The sequence below is a fragment of the Methylovulum psychrotolerans genome, assembly GCF_002209385.1.
GTDB classification, from domain to species: domain Bacteria; phylum Pseudomonadota; class Gammaproteobacteria; order Methylococcales; family Methylomonadaceae; genus Methylovulum; species Methylovulum psychrotolerans.
The window spans coordinates 1,311,379-1,333,224 of sequence record NZ_CP022129.1 but is presented as its reverse complement, the minus strand read 5'-3'; the positions used below and the strand labels follow the sequence as shown (position 1 = coordinate 1,333,224).

General features: G+C 51.2%; 21 protein-coding genes. 16 read left to right on the top strand and 5 right to left on the bottom strand.

Annotated elements, in window-relative coordinates:
• Positions 1–49: 49 nt before the first annotated feature.
• From ureA to CEK71_RS06000, 11 genes are all read left to right on the top strand, one after another.
• Positions 50–352 (top strand): urease subunit gamma, encoded by a 303-nt coding sequence (gene ureA, locus CEK71_RS06050; RefSeq protein WP_088618544.1) that lies wholly within the window; start codon positions 50–52, stop codon positions 350–352.
• Between the two features lie 9 nt (positions 353–361).
• Entirely contained in the window at positions 362–679 is a 318-nt protein-coding gene (locus CEK71_RS06045) for an urease subunit beta (RefSeq protein WP_088618543.1), read from the top strand.
• Positions 676–2,379, top strand: a complete 1,704-nt coding sequence (ureC, locus tag CEK71_RS06040) for an urease subunit alpha (RefSeq protein ID WP_088618542.1) — start codon at positions 676–678, stop codon at positions 2,377–2,379. The genes CEK71_RS06045 and ureC overlap by 4 nt, the downstream gene beginning before the upstream one ends.
• Positions 2,380–2,397: 18 nt before the next feature.
• Complete coding sequence (locus CEK71_RS06035; RefSeq protein ID WP_157679018.1) at positions 2,398–2,634, top strand: AbrB/MazE/SpoVT family DNA-binding domain-containing protein; 237 nt, start codon at positions 2,398–2,400, stop codon at positions 2,632–2,634.
• A 90-nt stretch (positions 2,635–2,724) separates the two neighbouring features.
• The gene (locus CEK71_RS06030; protein WP_088618540.1) at positions 2,725–2,976 is read left to right on the top strand and encodes a hypothetical protein; all 252 of its coding nucleotides are present in this window, start codon (positions 2,725–2,727) and stop codon (positions 2,974–2,976) included.
• Entirely contained in the window at positions 2,973–3,386 is a 414-nt protein-coding gene (locus CEK71_RS06025) for a type II toxin-antitoxin system VapC family toxin (protein ID WP_088618539.1), read from the top strand. The genes CEK71_RS06030 and CEK71_RS06025 overlap by 4 nt, the downstream gene beginning before the upstream one ends.
• A complete protein-coding gene (gene ureE, locus CEK71_RS06020) occupies positions 3,380–3,811 on the top strand; it encodes an urease accessory protein UreE (protein ID WP_088618538.1) in 432 nt (143 codons plus the stop codon). Before CEK71_RS06025 ends, ureE begins: the two co-directional genes overlap by 7 nt.
• Positions 3,801–4,475: an urease accessory protein UreF gene (locus CEK71_RS06015; RefSeq protein ID WP_088618537.1), complete on the top strand. Its 675-nt coding sequence runs from the start codon at positions 3,801–3,803 to the stop codon at positions 4,473–4,475. Before ureE ends, CEK71_RS06015 begins: the two co-directional genes overlap by 11 nt.
• Before the next feature lie 12 nt (positions 4,476–4,487).
• Positions 4,488–5,108, top strand: a complete 621-nt coding sequence (gene ureG / locus CEK71_RS06010; protein WP_088618536.1) for an urease accessory protein UreG — start codon at positions 4,488–4,490, stop codon at positions 5,106–5,108.
• Between the two features lie 315 nt (positions 5,109–5,423).
• On the top strand, positions 5,424–7,637 hold the full coding sequence (locus CEK71_RS06005) for a primosomal protein N' (RefSeq protein WP_088618535.1): 2,214 nt from the start codon (positions 5,424–5,426) through the stop codon (positions 7,635–7,637).
• Positions 7,638–7,884: 247 nt separating this feature from the next.
• Positions 7,885–8,346, top strand: coding sequence for a Spy/CpxP family protein refolding chaperone (locus CEK71_RS06000; protein WP_088618534.1), 462 nt, complete (start codon positions 7,885–7,887; stop codon positions 8,344–8,346).
• A gap of 86 nt (positions 8,347–8,432) precedes the next feature.
• Here the strand turns inward: CEK71_RS06000 and CEK71_RS05995 are convergent, their stop codons facing one another.
• Positions 8,433–8,624, bottom strand: a complete 192-nt coding sequence (locus CEK71_RS05995; RefSeq protein ID WP_088618533.1) for a hypothetical protein — start codon at positions 8,622–8,624, stop codon at positions 8,433–8,435.
• Between the two features lie 358 nt (positions 8,625–8,982).
• Positions 8,983–10,011, bottom strand: coding sequence for an asparaginase (locus CEK71_RS05985; RefSeq protein ID WP_088618531.1), 1,029 nt, complete (start codon positions 10,009–10,011; stop codon positions 8,983–8,985).
• Positions 10,012–10,104: 93 nt separating this feature from the next.
• Between CEK71_RS05985 and CEK71_RS05980 the strand changes: the two genes are divergently transcribed.
• Positions 10,105–10,596 carry a dihydrofolate reductase gene (locus CEK71_RS05980; protein WP_088618530.1) on the top strand — a complete coding sequence of 164 codons (492 nt, stop codon included), beginning with the start codon at positions 10,105–10,107 and terminating at the stop codon, positions 10,594–10,596.
• Positions 10,597–10,624: 28 nt separating this feature from the next.
• On the opposite strand, the gene CEK71_RS05975 is transcribed toward CEK71_RS05980, so the two are convergent.
• The gene (locus CEK71_RS05975; protein WP_088618529.1) at positions 10,625–11,953 is read right to left on the bottom strand and encodes an ATP-binding protein; all 1,329 of its coding nucleotides are present in this window, start codon (positions 11,951–11,953) and stop codon (positions 10,625–10,627) included.
• A 2-nt stretch (positions 11,954–11,955) separates the two neighbouring features.
• Positions 11,956–12,669, bottom strand: a complete 714-nt coding sequence (locus CEK71_RS05970) for a response regulator (protein WP_088618528.1) — start codon at positions 12,667–12,669, stop codon at positions 11,956–11,958.
• 420 nt (positions 12,670–13,089) lie between these two features.
• Between CEK71_RS05970 and CEK71_RS05965 the strand changes: the two genes are divergently transcribed.
• The 3 genes from CEK71_RS05965 to CEK71_RS05955 all read left to right on the top strand — a co-directional run bounded on the left by CEK71_RS05965 (position 13,090) and on the right by CEK71_RS05955 (position 17,654).
• Positions 13,090–14,097 carry a hypothetical protein gene (locus CEK71_RS05965; RefSeq protein ID WP_088618527.1) on the top strand — a complete coding sequence of 336 codons (1,008 nt, stop codon included), beginning with the start codon at positions 13,090–13,092 and terminating at the stop codon, positions 14,095–14,097.
• Positions 14,098–14,211: 114 nt separating this feature from the next.
• The gene (locus CEK71_RS05960; RefSeq protein WP_170065030.1) at positions 14,212–16,623 is read left to right on the top strand and encodes a calcium-binding protein; all 2,412 of its coding nucleotides are present in this window, start codon (positions 14,212–14,214) and stop codon (positions 16,621–16,623) included.
• Positions 16,624–16,961: 338 nt separating this feature from the next.
• Complete coding sequence (locus tag CEK71_RS05955) at positions 16,962–17,654, top strand: hypothetical protein (RefSeq protein ID WP_088618525.1); 693 nt, start codon at positions 16,962–16,964, stop codon at positions 17,652–17,654.
• Between the two features lie 83 nt (positions 17,655–17,737).
• Here the strand turns inward: CEK71_RS05955 and CEK71_RS05950 are convergent, their stop codons facing one another.
• Positions 17,738–20,374 (bottom strand): UPF0182 family protein, encoded by a 2,637-nt coding sequence (locus CEK71_RS05950; protein WP_088618524.1) that lies wholly within the window; start codon positions 20,372–20,374, stop codon positions 17,738–17,740.
• Between the two features lie 218 nt (positions 20,375–20,592).
• Here CEK71_RS05950 and hemW point away from each other — a divergent pair, with 218 nt between their 5' ends.
• Complete coding sequence (hemW, locus tag CEK71_RS05945; RefSeq protein ID WP_088618523.1) at positions 20,593–21,738, top strand: radical SAM family heme chaperone HemW; 1,146 nt, start codon at positions 20,593–20,595, stop codon at positions 21,736–21,738.
• Positions 21,739–21,846 lie beyond the last annotated feature (108 nt).

Below are 21,846 nucleotides of genomic sequence, written 5' to 3'. Positions count from 1 at the left end.
AACCGATGGCTTAGCCTGCATCAGACGAAGGTAAAGAGGAAACCACACCATGCAATTAACGTCACGCGAAAAAGACAAATTATTAATTTTTACCGCCGCCTTATTGGCCGAGCGGCGCAAAGCCCGTGGCCTGAAACTGAATTATCCCGAAGCGGTCGCGTATATTTCCGCCGCGATTATGGAAGGGGCCAGGGATGGGCGCACGGTCGCCGAGCTGATGGAGTACGGGCGCACGTTGTTAAGCCAAGAGGATGTCATGGAAGGTATCGGCGATATGTTGCCGGATGTGCAGGTGGAAGCGACGTTTCCTGACGGCACGAAGTTAGTGACTGTCCATAATCCGATTGTGTAGGAGCATCCCATGATCCCAGGTGAAATTATCCCCGCCGCTGGCGAGCTTGAATTAAATGCGGGTTGCCCGACCTTGCGCTTGGTGGTGGCGAATAGCGGCGATAGGCCGATTCAGGTCGGCTCGCATTATCATTTTTACGAAACGAATCCGGCCTTGCAGTTTGACCGTGAGCTGGCGCGGGGGTGGCGTTTGGACATTCCGGCGGGTACGGCGGTGCGTTTTGAGCCGGGGCAGCAACGGGAAATCCAGTTAGTGCCGTTTGCGGGGCTGCGGCGGGTGTTTGGTTTTCGGCAAGCGGTAATGGGCGATTTGGAGCAGACAGTATGAGCAAGATCAGCAGACAAGCTTACGCGGATATGTTTGGCCCGACCACGGGCGATAAAGTCCGTTTGGCCGATACAGAATTGTTTTTGCAGGTTGAGGCTGACCGCACGTTATACGGCGAAGAGGTAAAGTTCGGTGGCGGCAAGGTCATCCGTGACGGCATGGGGCAAAGCCAAGTCGGGGCGGGGCAGGCGATGGATATGGTCATCACTAACGCGCTGATTATCGATTATTGGGGCATTGTTAAGGCCGATGTCGGCGTTAAGCAAGGCCGTATCGCGGCGATTGGTAAGGCGGGCAACCCCGACATTCAAAACGGTGTGGATATGATTATCGGCCCCGGCACGGAAATTATCGCGGGTGAGGGCAGTATTTTGACCGCTGGCGGTATTGATGCGCATATCCATTTTATTTGTCCGCAACAAATTGAAGAGGCCTTAAATTCGGGTGTGACCACCATGATCGGTGGCGGTACGGGGCCGGCGACAGGGACGAATGCGACCACCTGTACCCCGGGGCCTTGGCATTTGCAGCAAATGCTGTTGGCGTTGGACGGTTTCCCGATGAATTTTGGCTTGCTCGGCAAAGGTAACGCCAGTCTGCCTGCTGCTTTGGAAGAACAGGTGTTGGCGGGGGCGATGGGCTTAAAGCTGCATGAAGATTGGGGCACGACTCCGGCGGCGATAGATTGCTGCTTAGGCGTTGCCGAACGCTATGATATACAGGTGGCGATTCATACCGATACCCTGAACGAGTCCGGTTTTGTCGAGGACACGATTGCCGCGTTCCAAGGCCGCACTATCCATACTTACCATACCGAAGGCGCGGGGGGCGGTCATGCGCCTGACATTATTAAGGCCTGCGGATTGCCCAATGTGTTGCCGTCGTCTACAAATCCGACCCGGCCTTATACCATCAATACCGTGGATGAGCATTTGGATATGCTGATGGTGTGCCACCATCTTGATCCGAGCATCCCCGAAGATGTCGCCTTCGCCGAGTCGCGCATCCGCCGCGAAACCATTGCCGCCGAAGATATTCTCCATGATTTGGGGGCATTTTCGATGATTTCTTCCGATTCGCAAGCGATGGGCAGGGTGGGGGAAGTGATTATGCGCACTTGGCAAACCGCACATAAAATGAAACTTCAGCGCGGGGCGTTAGCGGAAGACACGGCGGGTAACGATAATTTCCGTATTAAGCGTTATATTGCTAAATATACGATTAACCCGGCCATTAGCCACGGTATCGCCCATGAAGTCGGCTCGATAGAGGTCGGTAAGTTGGCGGATTTGGTGTTATGGAACCCGGCGTTTTTCGGCGTAAAACCCAGTTTGATTTTAAAAGGCGGTCTGATTGCCGCCGCTGCGATGGGCGACCCTAATGCCTCTATCCCCACGCCGCAACCTGTGCATTATCGCCCGATGTTCGGCAGTTTTGGCGTGACCGCCGCCGCCACTTCGATGATTTTCTTGCCGCAAGCAGCGGTGGCGGGTGGTGTGCCTGCCACGTTGGGGTTGCGCAAACGTATTGGCATTGTCAAAAATACGCGTAGTATTGGTAAAAAGGATTTGGTGCATAACGCTTACCAGCCTGTTGTCGAGGTAGATCCGCAGACTTATTCGGTGCGGGCGGATGGGGTGTTGTTGACCTGTGAGCCGATGGCGGTGTTGCCGATGGCTCAGCGGTATTTTTTGTTTTGAGATTGTATGGGGCAGGCTATGACGACTTTAAGCATTTCCCCGCAAGGGCAAATTACGTTACCTGCTGAGGTTTTAAACCGCGCGGCTTGGCAAAATAATCCCGAATTGGTGTTATTGTCGGTAGGGGATGTGGTCGTTTTACGTCCCGCCCATTATGTGAAAAATGATGATATTAGTGAGTTGGGCGGATTTTTTGCCAAGAATACGGTACAGTTGAGTATTGGGGAATTGTGCGAGCCTGTGAATAGGTCTTAGCTAATATTTTCCACTATTAACTTGAACGTCGGGCTGAAAGTCATTAGATGGGCTGACGAATGGCATTTTTTGATAGGAAGGCGTTAACTTATGCAAATTACTACAGAATTAGATAGCCAGCACTGGGAAAAATTACAGGCATTAAAGCAGTCGTTGCAAAAAGAAAGCGCCGAGTTAATTGCCTTGGCGATTGATGAGCTGTTTGTAAAAAACGTGGGCGTAACAGAAGGGAAAAATGCTTACCAATTGATGCAGCAATCGGGATTTATTGGCTGTATGGAAGGTGATGGCTCGTTTTCGGAAAATTATAAAAGTTATTTGGACTGGAGCGACAAAGTATGATTATTGCCGATACTGGCTTTTGGCTGGCGTTGGGCGATAAAAACGATAAACATCATCTACAGGCCGATAGTTTCGCAAAAACCAGCCGTGAAAAATTGGTTTCGACTTATCCGGTAATGACGGAGGTATGCCATTTGCTGTTGAAACGGCAGGGTATTACGGCACAACTTAAATTTATTACGATGTATCAATTTGGTGCTTTTGACGTATTTGACATACCCACCCAAGACAAAAGCCGTATTTTGTCGCTGATGCGGCAATATGCCGATTTGCCCATGGATTTGGCGGATGCGTCCTTGGTGCTGTTGGCGGAGCATTTAGGGCATGGGCGGATTTTGAGTACCGATAAGCGTGATTTTCAAACTTACCGCTGGAAGAATACCCAACCTTTTACTAATTTACTATGTTGAAACTGACCGAACTAGCCCCCTCTGATACCCAAGCCGATGATATTTTGACCTTACCGTTTGAATCGCGGCAAAAAAGCCGTTTGCCTGCCTGTACCGATGGCGGGGTAAAAGTCGGTTTGTTTTTACAGCGCGGGCAGTATTTGCGCTCCGGTGTGGTGCTGACGGGTAATGAAAAATTTCGGGTGATGATTAAGGCCGCGCCAGAAACGCTGTCGGTTGTCCGCACGGATGATGCCTTGCTGTTCGCGCGGCTTTGTTACCATTTGGGCAACCGCCATATTGCGTTGCAGATTTTGCCGGGGGAGTTGCGGTTTTTGAGTGACCATGTTCTGGATGCGATGGTCGAGGGCTTGGGTGGTGTGGTAATACACGACATTTTACCGTTTGAACCGGAAGCTGGCGCGTATAAGAGCCATGGTCACTGATCTGGCTTTATTGCGTTTGTTGCAACTGGTTAGCCCCGGTTTGCCGATAGGCATGTATAGCTATTCGCAAGGCTTGGAGCGGGCGGTGGAGGATGGTTGGGTCAGTAATGCCGAGGCTGCCCGCGCGTGGATAGGCGGCATTTTACAGACGGGTATGACACGGGTGGATGTGCCGATTCTGCTGAGATTGTATGCCGCTTGGCAGCGTGAAGATAGTGCGGCGGTTGGCGAGTGGAGCCAAACCTTGACGGCTTGCCGCGAAACCGCCGAATTACGCGCCGAAGATCGGCAGACCGGGCAGGCGTTAGCCCGCTTATTGGTGAATTTAGCGATTCCCGACGCGCAAGCGTGGTTGCGTCATCCTGAGGCGACGCTAGCGACGGCGTATAGTTTGGCGGCGGTGCGCTGGGGGATAGTGCCGCGTGCGGCGGCTATCGGTTATGTTTGGGGCTGGTTAGAGAACCAAGTCCTCTGCGCCGTTAAGTTAGTGCCGCTAGGGCAAGTTGCGGGCCAGCAGTTGTTACAGGCGTTAGCGGCACAGATTCCCGCGCAGGTTGACCGTGCAGCCTTGCTGGCCGATGCCGAGCTGGGCGGCAGCGCTTTCGGCTTGGCGTTGGCCAGTAGCCGCCATGAAAATCAATATTCCCGATTATTCCGATCCTAGGAGGTATAGAGCATGAGTGATAAATCTGTTTTAAGAGTAGGTATAGGCGGCCCGGTGGGTTCCGGCAAAACGGCGTTGGTTGATGCCTTGTGCAAACGAATGCGCGACCAATTTGAAATTGCCGTGGTGACTAACGACATTTACACCCGCGAAGACCAGCAGTTTTTAATCCGTAGCCAAGCTTTGCCGGAAGAGCGTATTTTAGGCGTGGAGACGGGCGGTTGCCCGCATACCGCCATCCGTGAAGATGCGTCGATGAATCTTGCGGCTGTGGATGAACTGTGCGAGCGTTGGGAAAATCTGGACTTTATCATGGTGGAAAGCGGCGGCGATAACCTGAGCGCGACCTTCAGCCCGGAACTGGCCGATTTGACCATTTATGTGATTGATGTCTCGGCGGGCGACAAAATCCCCCGCAAAGGCGGCCCCGGCATTACCCGTTCGGATTTGTTGGTGATTAATAAAATCGACCTTGCGCCTTATGTCGGCGCGTCTTTGGAAGTGATGGACAGGGATGCGAAGAAAATGCGTGGAGAACGGCCTTTTGTGTTCAGTAATTTGAAAACGGGCACGGGCTTGGGGGATATTGAGGCGTTTATTATTCAGGCGGGGATGCTGGAGGTGGCGGGGTAAAGGCGGGATTTTGTAGTTCTATTTTGTTTTTGGTTTAAAAATATCAAAACTGTTTTAAAACAGTTTTGATATAAAATGCTTCCGAGTGGACACTGCTCTCTCACCCGTTGCCACGATGGATGTTCACCCCCGCGCCTGCTATGGCATTTTTAAGTGTTCATGCGACGTTTTTGTCTGACCTTCCAGAAGTGGTAATCCAGTTGCATCCCTCGCCATACCTCACTTCATCCACAAGCTTATCTTCCTTTGAACAATTTCCCCCGCCATTCCCCCAGATGGCTATAATGCCCTATCCCATTTTCTAGTTTTGCCCCCATGCCCACATCACCCCATACTTCGGCGCGGATTTACCGTGTCGCGTTAGCTGTGCCTATTTTTAGCCTGTTTGATTATCTGGCACCTGATGATGCCCCGGTTTGTTTGGGGGTGCGGGTGGAGGTGCCGTTTGGGAAGGGTAACAAAATCGGGGTGCTGGTGGCGTTGGCGGAGAGCAGTACGGTGGTGGAGGCGAAGTTAAGGCCGATTGTGCGGCGGGTGGATGAGCAGCCTGTGTTAGTGGCGGCGGATATGGCGTTGTTGCAGTGGGTGAGCCGTTATTATCATTATCCGTTGGGGATGGTGATCAGCACTGCCTTGCCTGCGGGTTTGCGCCAAGGTAAGGCGGCGGTGTTGGCTCGCGCCCGTTATTACGCGCTGACGGAGGCGGGTAGGGGCTTCGATACGCTGTTGTTAAAACGCGCCCCGCAGCAAAAAAAGCTGGTCGAACAGTTGCAGGGACAGGATGGGGTTATTTCAGAAGCGGAATTGGCGTTAGGTGGCAGCACTTGGCGGGCGGTGGTGAAGGCGTTGCAAGACAAAGGTTTGCTGGCTTTGGCCGACGCGCCGGAGGTGGCGGTACAGGCGTTTAATCAACAGCTGGGCTTGGCGTGTAATGCCGACCAACAGGCGGCGATTACGGCTGTGACCGAGAGTTTCGGGCAGTTTCGGGTGTTTTTGCTGGATGGGGTGACGGGCAGCGGTAAGACGGAGGTGTATATGCAGTTAATTGCTGTCGCCTTGGCTCGGGGCTTACAGGTGCTGGTACTGGTGCCGGAGATTACCCTGACACCGCAATTGGAGGAGCGGTTCCGGCGGCGTTTTAGCGTCAATATTGCTTTGTCGCATTCTAAGTTGACCGATACCCAGCGGCAAACGGCGTGGTTGCAAATGCAGCAAGGCGAGTGTGCGATTTTGTTGGGTACGCGCTCGGCGTTGTTTACGCCGTTTAAAAAGTTGGGGCTGATTATTCTGGATGAGGAGCATGACACCTCGTTTAAGCAGCAGGAGGGCTTGCGGTTTTCGGCGCGGGATGTGGCGGTGGTGCGCGGGCAACGCGTGGGGGTTCCGGTGGTGTTGGGGTCGGCGACCCCCGCTTTGGAGAGCCTTTATAATGCCGAAGCGGGGCGTTATCGGCATTTGCGTTTGCCGAAGCGGGCAGGGGAGGCGGTGCAACCGGGCTTGCAGTTGTTGGACATCCGTAACCAACGCTTACAAGAGGGTTTGTCTGAGCCGTTGCTGGCAGCGATCCGCGCGACGGTGGCGAAGGGTGAACAGGTGCTGATATTTTTGAACCGGCGCGGTTTTGCGCCGACCTTGATTTGCCACAGTTGCGCGTGGGTGGCGCGGTGCCGCCGTTGTGAGGCCAATCTGGTCATCCATCGCCATGAACAGCGTTTGCGTTGCCACCATTGCGGCTCGGAGCAGGCGTTGCCTCAAAAGTGTCCGGCCTGTAAAACGGGGGCGCTGACAGCCTTAGGCTTAGGGACGGAACGGGTCGAACAGCTGTTGGGCGGATTGTTTGCCGATAAGGTGGTGGTGCGTTTGGACCGCGATACGACCCAGCGCAAGGGCATGTTGGAGCAGTTTTTGGCGCAAATCAATAGCGGGCAGGCGGATATTATTTTGGGTACGCAAATGCTGGCGAAAGGCCACCATTTTGCCAATGTTACGCTGGTGGCGGTTTTGGATGTGGACAGCGGGTTGTTCAGTATTGATTTTCATGCGGCGGAAAAGCTTGCGCAGTTGTTGGTGCAGGTCTCAGGCCGTGCCGGACGTGCCGACAAGCTGGGTAAGGTGGTGATGCAGACCCGCCGCCCTGACCATCCCTTGTTGCTGGCTTTGCTGCATTCGGGGTATCACCGTTTTGCCCAAACGGCCTTGGCGGAACGTCAGGAGGCGCAGTTGCCGCCGTTCAGTTATCAGGCCTTGCTACGGGTACAGGCGGCCCACGCCGACGCGCCGCTGCAATTTTTGGCGGCGGTGGTGGACTTGTTGGCGGAAGCCGCCTCGCCGGAGCTGCTGGTGTTGGGGCCGGTCGCCGCGCCGATGGCAAAACGTGCGGGGTTGTTCCGTTATCAGTTGTTGTTGCAAAGTACCGACCGCCGCTTGTTGCATCAGGCTTTAGGGCGGTTGGTGCCGCAAATGGAGGCTTTAAAGTCTAAGCAGAAAGTGCGCTGGTCTTTGGATGTGGATCCGGTCGATTTGTATTAAACGCTTTGCCGTTGCCAAAACAGAAAATGCCACTCTCTTACGGTTGGGCTTGGCTTAAAGGATTAACCGCCCACACCTTCTTGTTTTCGCTTAGGAAGACCTCTTTTTCAGCAAATCCCGCGACGTTTCCAGTGTCAATGTGTGTCCTAGCCAACAGACAACGTTTAGATGCAGACGGATAATCATGGTTCGAGGCGCATTCTGTGGTGTCTATGCGCCAAATCTTGAAACAATTCGGAGACTATTCATGAAACTAAGTGGCAATCAATTTACTTTTGCAAGCATTCGCCGTTTTGCGGCGGCAACATTAATCGCTGGCTGTTTTATCGCGTCTGGATCGGTTCTGGCTGCCGCTAAAGATGATCCAGAGGCAGATCATGCGGAATTACGCATTAATGATATGCACGCTAAGCTACAAATTACGGCCCCACAGGAAGAGCAGTGGGCAAAAATCGCTCAGGCGATGCAGGAAGATGCTAAAAATATGGATGCGCTGAGTCAGGCAAGAATCGATCACGAAAAAGACATGACCGCAGTTGATGATCTGAAATCCTACGGCGAAATAGCGCAAGCCCATGCAGACGGGATTAAGAAATTGATTCCGTTGTTTGCTACCCTCTATGACGGTATGGCAGACCCGCAGAAAAAAGTCGCCGATACGTTTTTCCGTGAAGGCCCTCAAACGAAAGGCCATAAAAAAGCCAAATAATGATGGCTATCCGTATCGGCTATTTCAGGTCGTTTTAGTAGCAAGCATTCCAACATAAAGGAAAAGCTATGAAATTTTTACTCCAGTTAGGCAGGTTTTTCAGGTCTGGCGGCGGCAAGCTTATAACGGCACTCGCTTTCGTTGCCGTGATAAGTGCGTTGTCTGTATCGCCGGCGTTTGCTGACCGTGACAATGGCAATGGTCATGGCAAAGGCAAAGGCAAAGATCATGGGGGGCAACATGGCCATGGCAACCAGCATGGCGATAACGACCATCATTATGGCCGGAATTATGGCTATCCGCTTCGGTATCGGCAACCTTATGCTTATCGGTCTGGGTATCGGCCTCCTTATGGTTATGGCTACCGTTCACCTTATGGCTATGGTTATAGGCCACGTTATACCTACGCCCAACCAGTTTATGTGCCGAGACCGTTGTACTATAGACCCGTACAATCGCCGGGCATCAGTTTATTTTTCCCGCTGAATGCAAACCGCCGATAGTTTGGGCTTAAAGGGATGAGGCGGGCAAGATGTCCGCATTTCTCTGTTTATCTAGGTTATGTCATACCTGTTCCGTCTAGGCTTTCCAATACTTTAAAACCTGGAAGGTCTGGCGGTAAGAGCAAAAATGCGTTCATGCCGATGCAACGTGTTCCCCCGCAATATCCGCCGCCATAAATTCGTTAATCTCCTCTTGCCGCGTAAAATTACCGTATGCCAAAGCCAATTTGGTATAGGCGGTTTCTAACGATAAATTCCATAACACTTGCGCCCCCTGGTCGAGTAACTGGCGGGTGCTTTGGTAAGCGTCGGGCGAGTGCAGGGCGGGGGCTAGGTAGAGGGGGATGTTGTGCGTCCGGCAATGGTCGAGAAAAGCGGGCAGGGCGCGGTTTGGACCGCTACTGGGGGAGACGCAGGCGGTGCCGGAGTGGTAGAGGTCATGCAGGATGGCATCGGTATGGGTGAGGTTGATGCTGCGGTAGTCTAAGCCGGGGTACGGGCGTATCAGGGTGATGCGGTCGCAAAAGCGCGGTTGCAGCGGGTAGGTTTTGCCCGATGCGGCTTGCCGTGGGTTGAGGACGGTAAATTGCCCATCGCTGTACTGCATATAGCTTTTATGTTGGACGCTGATAAAATCGCCGCTCAGTTGCAGGGAGGCTGCAAGGTGGTGGCCTTGATGCACCTGCATAGATTGCCTGGGGTTGCGGTAAGGCACAAACACGCCCGCTTGGTGCTGGTGGCGGATAAAATCTACGGCGCAGCTAAAATTCGCCAAGCCGTTGGCGCGGGGGTCGGTGAGCGGGTAATTGCTGGAGACCAGTAATATGGGTACGGTTAAGGTATGGAAATAGCAGCTTAAGGCGGCGGCGGTGAAGCTTAAGGTGTCGGTGCCGTGGGTGACGATAATGCCGTCGAAGTCGGTGGCTGGCGCGGCTTCCAGAGCCTTGATCAGGGTAGTCCAATCGGCGGGGGTCAGGTTCTCGCTTAACAGGGTCAAGGGCTGGAGGGTGGTGAACGTCACTTGTCCGGCTTCAGCGTATTGGTCGTGGAACTGTTGCAACAGCGTGTACGGTGCGCGGGTGGAGGTATTGATCGTGCCGCCAGCGACCGTGGAGCCGATGGTGCCGCCAGTAAATACCAGCAAAATATTTTTTCTAGTCATAGTATGATGTGGCCTTTTAGTCGATGTGGCGGCATATCTGCCCTTCCCGTCTCTTTTTAGCGTTTAGCATAGCAAAGCCTTCTTAGTAAGAACATGAAAATATCACTGATTGTTGCCCTGTCCAGTAACCGTGTTATTGGGGCGGATAAGCAAATGCCTTGGCATTTGTCGGCGGATTTAAAAAAGTTTAAGCAGATTACCCTAGGGTCGCCGATTATCATGGGCCGAAAAACATTCGAATCCATTGGCAGGCCTTTACCGGGTCGGACAAATATTGTCGTCAGCCGTAATGTCGCTTATCAGCCGGAGGGAGTAGTCGTGTTTACGTCTTTGGCGGCGGCCTTAAGCCATGCCTGTGGTGAGTCTGAACAGGTGTTTGTCATCGGCGGGGCAAGCTTATACGAAGCCGCCTTGCCGTTGGCGGCTGAGCTGTACTTGACGCAAATCCACCGGGAGTTTGCGGGCGACACTTATTTTCCGGCGTTGGATATGTCGGCTTGGCGGGAGGTGGAGCGCGAGGATGTGGATGATGATCCGCAGGTGGCGTTTAAGTATAGTTTTTTGAGGATGCTTAGGGTGTCTTAGATATAGTGGAGTTAAAGATTGTCTTGGCTCATATTGTCTTTTGGGGATAGGGCTGATCGGATAGCGGTGCACAAAAACCTATCCGCACTTCTAAGCCGCCACCGTCACGCTGTAGAAAATCAATGGCGGCTTGGTGCGTTTCGATGATTTTATCGACTATCGCCAAACCCAAACCATAACCCACCGAACCGCGGGCCGTGTCGGCCCTGGCGAAAGGTCGGCGTAATTTGTCGATATCGGCTGTTGAAATGCCCGCCCCACGATCTAAAACCCGCAAATAAAGCACACCGTCTTGGTGGTCGGTAGCGATGGTAATGTCTTTATTGGCATATTTGATGGCGTTATCGAGTAAATTTTTCAGTAACCTTTCAATGGCAAATGGCCGTACCCAGACATCTGCTTCTTCACATAACGCTAAGCCGATAGGATAACCGTTGGCCTTGTAGTTGGCGGCGCAAAGCAGTGCCAGATCGTTCAGGTCAACATACTGCATAGGCTCGTTAGCCGAATCATAAGCAAAATCTAAACATTGTTTGAGGCCGCTTTCTATTTCTGTCAGGTTAGCAAGGACACGGTTTTTTAGGGCACTGTCAAAATCGCCGCCGATCATTTCAATGGCTAATTGGATGCGGGTGATGGGGGTGCGCAAATCATGGGAAATGCCTGCCAACATCAAATTACGGTCAGCTTCCATTGCCGACAAATCGGTGCTCATACGGTTAAGGGCATGGATAAAAGCGATAATTTCTTGCGGCCCCTCTTCCTTAATCGTTCCGACACGCTGTCCCTTACCAATGCGCCCGACTATATCCGACAGGTGCTGTAAGGGGCGTTTTAAAGCTTGTTGGCTAATCAATCCGCCTAATAAGGCTAAACAAACCATAAAAACAGCCAGGCCTAACCATCTTTCGTTCATGTCGGCATTGAAGGGTGCGGTAGTGAACCTTAGCCAGTAAGGCTGCTTATCAATGTCAATCCGTACCCAAACCGTTACCTCAGGATCGCTTTGGTAAATCAAGGTTTCATCAGGATTCAGTTTTTTGGCGAACGCCTGCAAAAATTTTTCGACAATGAACGGTGGCGGGCTGGGGTTTTGGCCTATATTGGGCGGTGTCTGCTGGACATGGATACTGAGTTTATTGGCTAATTTATCAACATAAAGGTGGCGTTTTTCTGGCGGCAACAAAGTCAAAGCCGCTTTGACGCTGTATAAGTGGCCTTCCGCTAAATCGGCCATTAATAATAGGCGCGGACGTTGCACCCAATAGGCGAAAAAAGAGGCAGTGAGCAGTTGGGTAATGATAATGATACCCATAATTAATAAGCTACTGCGTGAGAAGACCGAATGGGGTATCATCTTCACCGTTTTTCTCCTGTCGGAACAAATACATAGCCAAACCCCCAAACGGTTTGGATAAATTTAGGGTCGGCAGGGTTGTCCTCAAGGATTTTACGCAAACGCCGAATTTGGACATCAATACTACGGTCGGACACTTCATTGTCACGGTTGCGCGACAGTTCCAGCAAACGGTCACGCGACTGGGCTTTTAAAGGATGGCTGACTAAGGCGTTCAGCAAAGCAAATTCGCCCGTGGTTAGGTTGATGGTTTCATCGGCATTTTTTAGCGCCCGCTGTTGGCAATCCAGTATGAAATGGCCGATGGGAATTTGCTCGCCCCGCTCCGGTGTACCGGGTATTTTTGCATAGGCTTGGCGCCGCAACAGGCTTTTAATCCGCGCATACAATTCCCGCGGATTGAACGGCTTTGGCAGATAATCATCGGCGCCGACTTCAATGCCGATAATCCGGTCAATATCTTGGCCTTTAGCGGTCAACATAAGGGTAGGCAAATAAAACCCTTCGGCGCGGAGTTTGGCGCACAGGCTCAGGCCATCTTCGCCCGGCAACATAATATCCAAAATCAGCACGTCAAACGTCTCCCGCTCCATCAGCCGCCGCATGGCGACACCATTTTCGACGGCCCGCACGGTCAAACCTTGTTCACTCAGATACCGCGTCAGCAACGTGCGGATTTCCAAGTCATCATCAACAATTAAAATTCGGTCGCTCATAGTCCTTGCCAATAAGTCATAAAATTATGCAAATATCCAAGATAAAGTTTGCCTGCTTTTCTGCATCTTGCCATAACAGCAAAACACCATGCCCTTCATGGTGAAAAAATTTTGACAAATAGCTTAGCAAGTCAAGTGATTTATGCACATAAAAAAAGTTAATTTTTCACAACCCTATTAGCTTATCAGTTTCAATACGCCAATGCGGACTAAATTGTGACAAAACATGACAAAAAAGACTGCTTGTCATATTTGCTCATAAAGGCGGTAAATTTGCACATGCTTTTGCCATAACTCGCGGCTAAACTTGAGTTATGAAAACACGGTAGGAAAACTGCTGTTTTCATAACAACCCAGCGTCAAGCGTAACCCTAGCCTGTGCTTGGCCGAACCTAACTTTTTTACCTAGCGGGAACCCTTATGAAACTGATTAAACTGATGTTATCCGGCCTGTTACTTTCTGGCTTGACAGTAGCCCAAGCGGACGACGGCTTTACCAACTGCGAGCAATATGCCAAAGCGGCTTGGACGGTGGACGGAAAAAGCCCTTATGGGCCTGTCCATCCCTTATGCGCCAACGGCTCGGTGATTTCCGACCCGCATATCACCACTTTCAGCGGGCTGACCCATAGCGGTATCGGTTATGACCTCAACTTTCCGGGCGATTATACGGTGACGGAAGTATGGGGCGGTCACCATTTGGCCATTGTAGGGCGGTTTGTCGTCGATAAAGCCAATAAAGCAGGGGCGTTTAAGATTCCAGAAGCATTTAAGTTGTCGTGGGCAATGTTTACTGAGCATAGCCTAGAAATCCATCGTGGTGACGATGGGGCGGTCATTTTTATCGATGGCAAAATAGTGCCCTTGAAACATAACAGAAAAGTGCCGATTGCAGATGTCGGTTATGTTATCCGCAAAGGCGAGTCTTATTTTATTGCCGATACGACCAGCGATGTGGCCGTTATAGTCAATGCCAATAAATTCTATTTGGATATGAATGTGACGGTGCCACGCACCGTTACTACCGTGGGTTTGCTGGGCTGGGCATCCGCTCCGGCACTTTATGACCGCCTGCAAACCCTAGAACTGCCCTTTGCCCCAACCGACAAAGATCCGCAACAGGTTCAGGTGGCCCGTGCCGATTTTATCCATTTTATTGACAGCTGGCGCTTGACGGACGGCAATCCATTTACGACCGCCACTTTACCCGAAATTCCCAATTATAGCGGCAAGATTTATACCTTATCCCATTTAGCCAGCAAGCCTTTGGCGAAAGCACAAACGCAATGCGATGCCCTAGAGGCCGAATTGCCGGAACGTTTTGACCGCCATAACTGTTTGTTTGATTTGGGCTTTGGTGGCGCACGGTTTGCCCGCTCGGCACATCTTGGCCAATTCGCTTATCTGCGTATGGAAATTGGTCAATAAGGTTGTCGCTAAGGCAGTTGTTATTTTTCCCTAGAGAAGCAACACAGCAGAGGCCGATATGGCTGGCCTCTTCTGATGGCTTGCTTAAAAAAATTATCTTATTTGGAGACGATTATGGCTATTTATAAGGGGACTGACGGTAACGACACGATTACCGCATCCGAACAACGCGACACCTTGGAGGGTTACGGTGGCGATGACATCCTAATGGGTTTGGCTGGTAGCGATCGTCTGTTTGGCGGTACGGGCAATGATTGGCTGTCTGGCGGCGGTTCTAGTGATAGCTTATATGGTGAATTAGGCGATGATACCTTAGAAGGGGGAGAGGGCAGTGATCATCTATACGGCGGCGAAGGGGCGGATAGCTATGTGTTTGCCAAAGGTGCGGGTTATGACACTATTCAGAGCGGCAGTGCTGACGCTAGCGCGGATACCGTAAAATTCATTGATGTGGCTTCTACTGATGTGTTACGGGCCAGCCGTGACAATTATCAAGATCATTATGGGGATTTCTATTTGTTATATGGTAATGGAGATTTACTGACGATTGAGGGCTATTTTAACGCCCCCGAAAACCGTGTCGGGCAAATCCAATTTAGCGACAGTGTCGTTTGGACATGGGATGATATTCAATACCAAGTCCTCAAAGGGACAGCATACAACGATGATTTACACGGCTTTGACGGCGAGCAACACACCCTATCGGGGTTGGACGGCGATGACATCATTTATGGCGCTAACTTAGCGGATACGTTATCCGGGGATGCGGGCAGCGACTATTTAAGCGGGGAAGGAGGCGATGACGTGCTGTCAGGTGGGCTAGGCAATGATGGGCTTAAGGGCGGTGATGGCGCCGACATTTTCTTGTTTGCTAAAGGCGATGGCTATGACACTATCCAGATAGAATATTATTATGAAAATAATCATGATATTGTCAAATTTACCAATGTCGCTTCGACTGAGTTGGCTGGGGTCAAGCAAGGCAGTTACGGCGAACTGTTGCTGTCTTATGGCGATGGCGACCATCTTCATATTGACAAGTATTTTTACGGTAGCGCTTACCGTATTGGCGAGATCCATTTTAGTGATGGGGTGGTGTGGACTTGGGAGAATATCTATCTTCAAGCTTTACACGCTACGGAAGGCGATGATTATCTGACTGGGCTTGAGAATAGCGAAAATACGCTGGCTGGCTTAGCGGGTAATGATAAGTTGACAGGCGGCAGCTTAGCCGATCATTTAGACGGCGGCAGCGGTTATGACACGTTGTATGGCAACGCCGGTGACGATAGCCTATCGGGTGGATTGAGTGGTGATGTGCTGTGGGGTGGTGACGGTGACGATACCTTATCCGGCGATGGCGGCAATGATGTCTTATACGGCGAGCGGGGCAACGATATATTATCCGGCGGTAACGGTAAAGATACTTACTTATTTTCTATAGGTGCTGGCCAAGACCTTATCAACAATTATCATGCCGATAATAAGGCCGACACTATCCGCTTTGATAATGTCGGGCTAGCCGATGTAACGGCCATTAACCGTTCGGGCGATGATCTCATCATCCATTACGGCACTGATGATCAATTAACGGTCAGCGGCCAATTTGGCGGCGGTGATTACCAAGTCGACCGTTTCAGTTTTATGAATTATTTTAACGGCCCGGGACCCCGCCACATTGTAGTGGATAATATTATTGTTGGGGGGGACGGCGACGATAACCTAGTGGGCACTGATGCCAATGATCTCCTCGTCGGGCAGGCAGGTGCCGACAGCTTGACAGGCGGTGAGGGTAATGACGTGTATTTTGTCGATAATAGCGCCGATAGCGTTACCGAAGCTGAACTGCAAGGCAGCGATACTGTGGTCAGTTCGGTCACTTATACGTTAACCGGCTTTACCGAAAAACTTACCCTACTGAGCGGTGCGGCCGACGCTACCGGCAATGCCTTAAACAATGTGCTGCTCGGCAATGCCGGGGCAAATACTTTGGCGGGCGCTGAAGGTAACGACACGCTCATCGGCGGCGAAGGCGCGGATACGCTGATAGGCGGTTTAGGCAAAGATACTTTGCTGTTAAACGAAAGCGCGTCGGCTACCGATACGGTGAAAATCGGTGTTACCGATAGTTTACTGGGTGCATTTGACACGATCCAAGGTTTTCGTCTGGGTGAAGATAAGCTGGATTTGTACGGTTCCTTAATTGCTGCTGATGCCAATAGCGTCGATGGGGTGAATGTTGGCCATATCCAAAGCCATGCCATTAAAAACGGCATCATCAGTTTTGACAATACCGACAGCTTTCACCACGCATTATCGCCGTATTTCACCAGTGTCGCCTCAATGCTTGAGTATTTACAGCTAAATTTGAACAATGGCGAGACCGTCGCGTTTGAGGCGCCAAATTACAGTTCCTATGTGTTTCAAGATCACGGCGCAGAGGATACGGTGGTGCAATTGACGGGCGTATTGGCCTCTCGTTTGGTGACGGACGGCACGGCGGAATATGGGATTTGGCTAAGCTAGACCGCCGTAAGCTTACGTTAACCCCTTAGGGTACAGGCTTGGCTTTTTACCCTAGGGGTATTTTTATGCGGTTGGGGCATGCTCCTGATATACAAGCGTAAAACGCTTGTCGCATAAGTTTGATTCTACAGCTATCCAACCAACGGCCACACGCTAGCCGAGAAAGTTATGGCAAATTGTGACATCCGTCCGCATCGGTAACATTTGCTCATAAAAACGGCCTATCCGCTCATTATTCCGGCATATTTTTATCGGACACTATTGCCATGGAAACGGGCTCCCATCGCTTATGTTTCTAGTCACTAACCGCCTATCAGCCATTATTTTGGGGAATTACCATGATCCGTACCGCTATCAAAACCACTATACTTTTTTTTATTTTGCTGTTTTCCGGCCATATTGCCTCTGCCCAAGCCCAATCCATCAACGGCGGCTGGTTAGCGGACAATGGTGACTTGATTTTTTTGGTCAAATCCACCAAAAACAAAGTGATCGCTTTGGACATTTCGGCGGCGAAACAATTGCGTTATGTGTTGACCGGCGAGATGACCGGCGACCAATTGACATTGGCGACGAAAGACGGCACAACCACCTTAACGGCTACCGTGGTCGGTGAATCGTTTACAGGCATATTATCGCCCGCCGCCGCCGAACCGCAGGATTTAAACGCCAATTTGTATTTTGCGTATAACGGCAGCAGTTATGATGGGGTGTGGAAAACCGACGGGGCCGACAGTTACTTGCTGTATGCCACATTAAAACTGAAAGGTGTGGCCACAACCATAACGGCTTCTTTTGCCATGAGCGGCAACCAAACGCTCAGTTATAATGTTTTCCTGGGTACGCCAGCGGCGGCTGACAACAACGGCGACATGGGCTATGCAGGCGTTTCTATGTTGGATTATTCGGTGCTAAAATTAGCTTTCCCTTCCACAACAACAGCCAATGCCACCTTGAGCAAAGGCAAAACCAACACTAAATCCACGCTTGCCAAAACCATAGCGGTAACCAAAAAATCCGGCGAATTTTAGATGCGGTTGTTATGCTAAGCTATTTTTTTACCGACTAGAGACAGGGCAAGCGCGTAGTCTACTACGCGCTTGCCCTGTTTTGCCTATTGCGGCGGAATGGTGGGCATTACACGGCTGACCGGGCCGGCGTTTTTGATGAAGATTTGTTTGAGTTTTTCAAACGCGCCGGCGATGGTTTTGTCCATGACGGTTTCGTTGCCGATAGAGACAATCACGCGGGTCAGTTCGGGCATTTTGTTTTTGACCGAAGCTATGTAAATCGGTTGGACGTACAGCACGGTGTTACCCATGGGCAGGATGATCATGCGGCCCATTTCGACAATCGATTCGGATTGTCCCCATAAGGTGAACTGCGCCGAGATTTCCGGCACTTGTTGGGTAAGCGCTTCAATTTGTGCGGGGCCATTGACCTGCACGTCCTTGCCGAATTGGTAGACGGTGATGCTGGGTTGGTAATCCTTGCCGCACTGCCGGCTGTCTATGGTGCTGGCAACCCCTATCATGCTGAGGTTGTTGCGGTTGACCGGGGTCATCGGGTTGATTAGGACAAATTCTTCGCTGTCGTTGCAATTGCCAAAATCCATGGTCTGATAATAGGGCAAGACCGGCTTGTCGCGGACGTTGGCGAACTGCCAAGTCTCGGCCTGTTCGTAGAACAATTCGGGGCTGTTTTGGTGGTATTTGGCGTACATTTGCATTTGTATGGTGTACAGGTCACGGGGGTAGCGCAGGTGGCTGCGCAAATCCGCCGGCATGTCTGCCAGATTTTTAAACAAGTTGGGGTAGGCGCTGTGGTAGGCCTGGATAATCGGGTCTTTGGGTTCGGCGATGTAAAAGTCCACGTCGCCGTCGAAAGCGTCAACCACTACCTTGACCGAGTTGCGGATGTAGTTGAAACGTTGTTGGCCTTGCCCGAAGTCGCTGTCCGTCGGTTTGGAGACCGGATATTTGTCGGATACGGTATAAGCGTCCATCAGCCAATAAAAACGGTCTTTGGTGATGACCAGATAAGGGTCTTTGTCGAGCCGCAGGAACGGTGCCAGTTTGGCGACGCGCTCGCTGATGTTGCGATGGATTTTAAGTCGGCTATCTGAGGCGATATTGGTGGAAAAGAAGATTTTTTCGTCGTGTAAGTAAATGGCGAACAAGGCCTTGCGGAAGGTCGAAGCGATAGGGATGCCGCCTTCACCATGGTAGGCTTCGTTTTGGCTGGGGTCAGTGCCGGCAATGCCGACAATATCCAGTTTGTTCGGGACGATGGCATAATCAAATTGCTCCTGACCGTAATAAATGTCAGGGTGGGCAGTGCTAAGGCCGATGTCGGAGGTCATATTCAGGTCGCGCAAATACCAGACTTGCGGTTTGTCGGCATCTTGTGCTGCCGGGCTGATGACCGCGCCGTAGCCGTGGGTGTAGCGTAAATGCAGGTTTTCCCAGTTTTTCGCTTCCTGCGGCAGTTTCGAGGTGTTCAGCTCACGCGCAGAAATATTGACTTGGCGGATGTGGTCAAGGACGAAATAACGGTCTTCATCGACGGAGCGGAAATGGTAGTAAGGGCGGATTTCCTGCAATTGCCGATAGCTGTCGATGATAAATTCCCGATCCCAAACCGGAATGTTTTCAAAGCGTTTTTGTGTCCCCCAGGTTTCGATGTCTTTGGCCGCGTTGAGGTTGATGGACACGTCCGCCTGTTTAATGTTGCCCAACTGGTAGGCGGCTAGGGTCGCGTCGATATTGTTCTGGATGAACGGTTTTTCGGTTTTGACCGGGTTGGGGTTGACCAGGTAGCGCTGGAGCAGGCTGGGGATAAAGCCGATCTTCGGTAACACTAAGACGCAGACAAAGGCGGTCAGTGACACCAAAAATGGCGTTTTGATGCGGTGCTTAGGCCAGAAGATAAATAAGCCCGCCGTTACGGCGGTGGCTAAAAATGTACCAATGGCCGCCCAGATCAGCGGCAGTTGGTAGCGCAGTTCGATAAAGCCTGGGCCGTAAAAAATCGGTTCGTGGGAGTCGCTATGAAGCAGGGCGAAGCGTTGCAGCATAAAACCCCAGACGACAAACCCGACGACAAAGCCGAGCAATAAGGACAGGTGAATTTTTGCCCCTTTGGGATAGTCTTTGCGTTGGTTGGGGATAAGGGTGTGTTCCAACCAATAGAGGGCGGCAATCATGGCAAATATCAGGATGGCCGTGCCTAACAATTCTTGTTGGACCAGTTGGTAAACCGGATAAAACAGCAGGTAGAAGCTGATGTCTTGTCCGTAGACGTTGTCGTTGACCCCGGAGTTGCTGCCGAAAAAATATAATAAGGCGGTTTCCCATTGGGTGTAAAAGGGGATGGCGATAATGATCGCCAGCACCAGCGATATGGGGGTGTAGACTTTTGCCGAACCGCTCATAAAGGTGTTGGCAATTTTTTGGAATTTTTGCCGTTTGGCCACGTCATGGCGCACGTCATCGGGCGGATTAAGGCCTAAATAGCTGGAGGCTATCCAAAAATGCAGGAAGAAGATGGCAAAAAAGCCTAAGGTGACGGCACCTGACAGCAGGTATTTATATAGCAGCTTTAGCCAGAAATAGTTTTCTAACTTTAAGGACTCGAACCACCATAAGTCAACAAACAGGTCGAGAAAGATGAAATGGAAGGCAATATATAAAATGCCCATGATGACCAGTGCCGATCCTATCAACGCGGGTAAAGACTTCAAATTCCCCATACCGTCCTCTTAAAATATATTAAATGATGCTGCCATTGGCATCAGGGGGCGACCCGCCGCCAATTGAAAAATAATCCCCTATTCTAACACCCAATAAGGCCTTCGTAATGTATAGACTTTCGCGGCGGCGTGTCAGGGTGGTGCAAATGTGCATAAATCTGCAAGGCTAAGGTATTGATGGTAAACTTGCCGCTTTTAGTTTTTCCTGTCCAGTAGCATTGACTTTACCGCCTCTTAGCCTTTATATACATATTCCTTGGTGCATAAAAAAATGCCCCTATTGTGACTTTAATTCCCATGCGGTCAAGGATACTTTGCCGGAAGCGGCTTATATTAGTGCGTTGCTGGCCGATTTGGCGCAGGATTTGGATTTATACGCATGTCGGGAGCGCCCGCTTGCCAGTATTTTTATCGGTGGCGGTACGCCCAGCCTATTTGCGCCGGAGGCGTTTAGTCGGCTTTTGGAGGGGGTGGCGCAGCAGATGGTGGTGGCGGCGGATGCCGAAATCACGCTGGAGGCTAACCCCGGCACTTTTGAAAGCCAGAAGTTTGCCGAATTCAGGGCTTTAGGGATTAACCGTCTGTCGGTAGGCATACAAAGTTTTCAGGACGGTTTGCTGGCCCGTTTGGGGCGGGTGCATTCGGCTAAGGAAGCCATCCGCGCGGTAGAGATCGCCCACTATGCCGGATTTGCCAATATGAACCTGGATTTGATGTTCGGTTTGCCTGGCGCAACAGCGGATTGTAGTCAAAAGGATGTGCAGACGGCCTTGGCTTTGGAGCCCACCCATATTTCTTTTTACCAATTAACATTAGAACCTAATACCTATTTCCATAAGTTTCCGCCCGCTTTGCCTGACGATGAAGCGGTGTTTACGAGCCAAAAAACCGGGCAGGCCTTGCTGGCAGAAGCAGGGTTTGGACAATATGAAGTCTCGGCTTATAGCCGTAACGGCTGGCAATGCCGCCATAACCGCAATTATTGGCAGTTTGGCGACTATTTGGGTATAGGTGCGGGGGCGCATGGCAAAATCACCTTGGCCGCCCCTGCACAGCTTATGCGTACCCAGAAGCCGAAAAGCCCCGAGCAGTATCTGCGGGCGAGCCATCAGCCGGAGGGGGCGGTGGCGATTGCGCGTGCCGATTTGCCTTTGGAGTTTGTCATGAACCAATTGCGCTTGCGGGATGGCTTTTCTTTGGCGCATTATCGGCAGGTGACAGGATTGGCGGACGCTAGTTTGGAGCCGGGGTTGTCCGATTGTTTGGCGCAAGGCCTGATGGTGTGCCAAGGCGGGGTTTACCGTTGCACCCCACAAGGCTGGAATTTTTTGGATACGGTGTTGCAAAAATTTTTGGTCTGTTGATAAACAGGGATTGGAGTGTTGTTATTAGGTTTTGGTGATGGATTCTGGCGTAATAAGGCCGGTCTCTTGTTAAAAAAGCTGACAATTTTTGTCACAAATTGGTCAAAT